Raw genomic sequence first — 4681 nt, forward strand, 5'->3', positions numbered from 1 at the left:
CGACGACGCGTCGAGCGCTTCCGCATCGTGCTCGAGCGCCGCGAGCGAATCGGCGACATTCTGGAACGCGCCGAGCACGGCCTGCTTGTACTGGTCGACGGCGGCCTCGTAGGTCGCCTTCGCCGCGCGGCGCTGCGCGAGCAGCGCGCCGCCGTGGAAGAGCGGCTGGCTCAGCGACGCGCCGACGTTCCAGATCGAGCCGGCGCCCGACAGCATCGTCGGCCAGCTGAAGCCGCCTTTGCCCATCGCGGCCGACAGCGACAGCTGCGGGAACATCTGCGCGGTCGCGAGGCCCACTTCGGCCGCGGCCGCTTTCAGCCCCGCGTCGGCCGCCTGGATGTCCGGGCGACTTTGCAGCAGGTCGGACGGCACGACGACGGGCACTTGCTCGGGCAAGTGCAAATCGGCCAGCGTGAGATCGGCCGGCGGCCGGTCGGGCGTGCGGCCGACCAGCACCGCGAGCGCATGGCGCGCCGAGTCGCGCTGCTGGCGCAGCGCGGGCAGGCTCGCCGCGAACGTGTCGGCGCTTTGCCGGGCGTTCAGCGCGTCGCTGCGCGAAGCCGAACCGAGCGCGTAGCGGCGTTCGGCATCGTGCGCCTGGTCGTTGGCGAGTGCGACGAGCCGCTCGGTCGTATTGATCTGCGCGTTCAGCACCGACACCGTGATCGATGCGGTGACGATGTTCGCGGCCAGCGCGCGCCGGGCGGATTCGAGCTGGAACGCGCTGACGTCGACGCGCCTCGCCAGCGCACGGTTCGCGAAACGCGACGCGCCGAACAGGTCGATCGTGTAGCTCGCCTGCAACTGCCCGACGAACGTGTCGTACAGCAGCGTCGGCGCACCGAGCGCGGGAATCGGCACGCCGAGCGCACGCTGGCGCGTGGCCTGGCCGCCCGCGTCGATCGACGGCAGCATCGAGCTGCCGATCTGCCCGCGCAACTGTTCGCGCGCGGCATCGAGCGAGTGGGAGGCCGCGCTCAACGTCGGGCTGTTGCGCAGCCCTTCGTCGACGAGCGCGTTCAGCGCATCGGAGCGGTACTGCTTCCACCAGTCGGGCACCGGCTGCGCGCCGACCTCGAACTGCTGCGCGACGCCTTGCGCGGACACGGTCTGCTGGACTTGCGGCGTCGTGCCGTAGTGCGCGGGCGACGGCATCGCCGGCGGCTCGCCGCTCGTCGCGAACCACGAGCAGCCCGCGAGCGGGCCGGCGAGGCTCGCCACGGCGAGTGCCCGCACGGCTTGTGTTTTCAGGTTCATCGATCGATCCATGGTCAGGCTCCCGACGGCGCGGCAGGCGTGCCGCCAGGCGGCGGGCCGTCCTGCGGGTCGCGTTCGTCGTGCTTCACGCGGAACCACGTCGCATACAGCGCGGGCAGGTAGAACAGCGTCAGCACGGTCGCGCTCGTGATGCCGCCCATCAGCGCGGTCGCCATCGGCCCGAAGAAGTTCGAGCGCAGCAGCGGGATCAGCGCGAGCACGGCGGCCGCGGCCGTCAGCGTGATCGGGCGGAAGCGCCGCACGGTCGCGCCGATGATCGCGTCGATGCGGCGGTGGCCGACCGCGATGTCCTGTTCGATCTGGTCGACGAGGATCACCGAGTTGCGCATGATGATCCCGAACATCGCGATCACGCCGAGCATCGCGACGAAGCCGAACGGCTGGCCGAACAGCAGCAGCGTCGCGACCACGCCGATCAGCCCGAGCGGCGCGGTCAGCACGACCATCAGCACGCGCGAGAAGCTTTGCAGCTGGATCATCAGCAGCGTGAACACGGCGATCGCCATCAGCGGCATCTGCGCGTTGATCGACTTCTGCGCCTTCGCGCTTTCCTCGACCGAGCCGCCGATGTTGATCTGATAGCCGACCGGCAGCTGCGCGCGCAACGCGTTCAGTTTCGCGTCGACCGCATGCGTGACGTCGATGCCCTGCGCGCCGGCGCGCACGTCCGACTGCACGGTGATGGTCGGCTGGCGGTCGCGTTCCCACACGACGCCGTATTCGAGCGTCGGCTTGAAGCGGCCGAGCGAGCCGAGCGGCACCGGGCCGTTCGGGGTCGGCAGCGCGAGGCCGGCGAGCTTTGCCGGATCGACGCGGTCGGCCCGCGGCGCGCGCAGGTCGACCGCGATCAGCTTGTCGCGCTCGCGGTACTGCGTGACGGTCGTGCCGGACAGCGTCATCGCGAGGAAGCTCGACACGTCCTGCGACGTGACGTTCAGCTCGCGCGCCTTCTTCTGGTCGATCTCGAAGCGCACCGAGCGCTCGGCCGGCTCGTCCCAGTCGAACTGCACGTTGACCGTGCGTGCGTCGCCGCGCATCGTCGCCGCGACTTTCTCGGCGATCGAGCGGACCGTCGCGATGCTGTCGCCGCTCACGCGGAACTGCACCGGATAGCCGACCGGCGGGCCGTTCTCGAGCCGCGACAGCCGCGAGCGCACGGCCGGGAACTGCTCGCGCAACGTGGTTTCGAGCCAGGTCGCGAGCTTCTCTCGGTCCTTCACCGATTTGGCGGTGATCACGAACTGCGCGAAATTCGGCAGTTGAAGCTGCTGGTCGAGCGGCAGGTAGAAGCGCGGCGCGCCGCTGCCGACGAAGTTCACCGAATGATCGATCTCGGGGCGCTTGTCGATCACCTTCTCGAGGCGCTCGGTCTCGCGCAGCGTCGCGGCGAACGACGCGCCTTCGGGCAGCCGCAGGTCGACCAGCAGCTCGGGGCGATCGGAACTCGGGAAGAACTGCTGCGGCACGAGCGAGAAGCCCATCAGCGCGACGACGAACAGCGCGCCGGTGATCAGCAGCACGACGAAGCGCCGCTCGATGCACCAGTCGATCCAGCCGCGCAGCCGCCGGTAGAAGCGCGTGTCGTAGATGTCGTGCTCGTGGTCGTCGGGCAGGTGCGCCTCGTGCGCCTGCCGCTTGCGCTCGGGCAGCAGGTGGAAGCCGAGCAGCGGGATCAGCACGACCGCCGCGAACCACGACGCGATCAGCGCGATCGCCGACACCTCGAAGATCGAACGCGTGTATTCGCCGGTGCTCGATTTCGCGAGCGCGATCGGCAGGAAGCCCGACACGGTGACGAGCGTGCCCGTCAGCATCGGGAACGCGGTGCTCGTATAGGCGAACGCGGCGGCGCGCGCGCGGGTGTAACCCTGTTCGAGCTTCACGGCCATCATCTCGACCGCGATGATCGCATCGTCGACGAGCAGCCCGAGCGCGAGCACGAGCGTGCCGAGCGACACCTTGTGCAGCCCGATGTCGAACAGGTACATGAAGAGGGCGGTGACCGCGAGCACGACGGGGATCGAGATCACGACCACCATCCCGGTGCGCAGGCCGAGCGACACGAGGCTCACGACCAGCACGATCGCGACGGCTTCGGCGACGGCTTCGAGGAAGTCGTCGACCGAATGCGCGACCGCGTGCGGCATGCTCGATACCAGCGTCAGCTTGAGGCCGGCCGGCAGTTGCGCCTGCAGGTCCTTCGATTCGGCGTCGAGCGCCTTGCCGAGCCGGATCACGTCGCCGCCCGGCTGCATCGTGACGCCGATGCCGAGTACCGCCTTGCCGCCCGAACGCATCTGCGTGACGGCCGGATCGTCGTAGCCGCGCTTCACCGTGGCGAGATCGCCGAGCCGGAACGTACGGCCGTTGATGCGGATCAGCGTGTCGGCGATCGCGTCGACGTTGTCGAACTGGCCGCTCGGCCGCACGAACACGCGATCGTCGGCGGTCGTCAGCGTGCCGGCCGACGAGATGTCGTTCTGCGCGTTGATCGCCTGCCCGAGCTGCTGCGGCGAGATGCCGAGGCGCGTGAGCTGCGCGTTGTTGACCTCGATGAAGATCCGCTGGTCGGGGTCGCCGAAATAGTCGACCTTGCCGACGCCCGGCACGCGCAGCAGCACGGTGCGTAGCTGGTCGGCGTAATCGTGGAGCTGCGCGGGCGTGAAGCCGTCGCCTTCGAGCGTCCAGATGTTGGTGTAGACGTCGCCGAATTCGTCGTTGAAGAACGGGCCCTGCACGCCGGGCGGCAGCGTATAGCCGATGTCGCCGACTTTCTTGCGGATCTGGTACCAGGTCTCCGGCACGTCCTTCACGGGCGCCGAATCCTTCATCGTGAAGAAGATCAGCGATTCGCCGGGGCGCGAATAGCTGCGCAGGAAGTCGATGGCCGGCGTTTCCTGCAGCTTGCGGCCGATCCGGTCGGTCACCTGTTCCTGCACCTGCCGCGCGGTCGCGCCGGGCCAGAACGTGCGGATCACCATCACGCGGAACGTGAACGGCGGGTCTTCGGATTGCGCGAGGCGGGTGTACGCAAGGATGCCCGCGAGCGTCGCGAGCGCGATCAGGTAGACGACCAGCGCCTGGTGGCGCAGCGCCCACGCCGACAGGTTGAAGCGGCCTTCTTCGTAGGAAACGCTCACGATGCGAAGTCCTCCGGATGCAGCGGCGCGATCGCGCGCACCTTCTCGCCCGCGCTGACCGTGTGCACGCCCTGCAGCACCACGCGTTCGCCGGGCTGCAGCCCGTGCGACACCGTCACGGTGCGCTCGTTGAAGCGCGCGACGTCGACGCGCCGCAGCTCGAGCGTGTCGTCCTTCGTGCGCACGACCCACACGGCCGGTTGCTGGCCGTCGTGGAACAGTGCGGTCGCGGGCAGCGTGATCGACGGCGCGTCGCCGGTGGC

The 4681-nt window shown here is 69.2% G+C and carries 2 protein-coding genes and 1 pseudogene; all 3 read right to left on the reverse strand.

Going from position 1 to position 4681, the window contains the following annotated elements; all coding sequences use genetic code 11:
• Positions 1–1269, reverse strand: a 1269-nt coding sequence (locus tag G3N99_RS35095; RefSeq protein ID WP_206124656.1) for an efflux transporter outer membrane subunit, incomplete at its 3' end; no start/stop codon positions are given.
• 2 nt (positions 1270–1271) lie between these two features.
• On the reverse strand, positions 1272–4418 hold the full coding sequence (locus tag G3N99_RS35100) for an efflux RND transporter permease subunit (RefSeq protein ID WP_206124657.1): 3147 nt from the start codon (positions 4416–4418) through the stop codon (positions 1272–1274).
• Positions 4415–4681, reverse strand: a pseudogene (locus G3N99_RS35105) (efflux RND transporter periplasmic adaptor subunit); the annotation flags it as partial. The pseudogene G3N99_RS35105 and the gene G3N99_RS35100, both read right to left, overlap by 4 nt.

Origin of the sequence: Burkholderia sp. Ac-20392 (assembly GCF_017104585.1) — a bacterium.
Lineage (GTDB): Bacteria > Pseudomonadota > Gammaproteobacteria > Burkholderiales > Burkholderiaceae > Burkholderia > Burkholderia lata.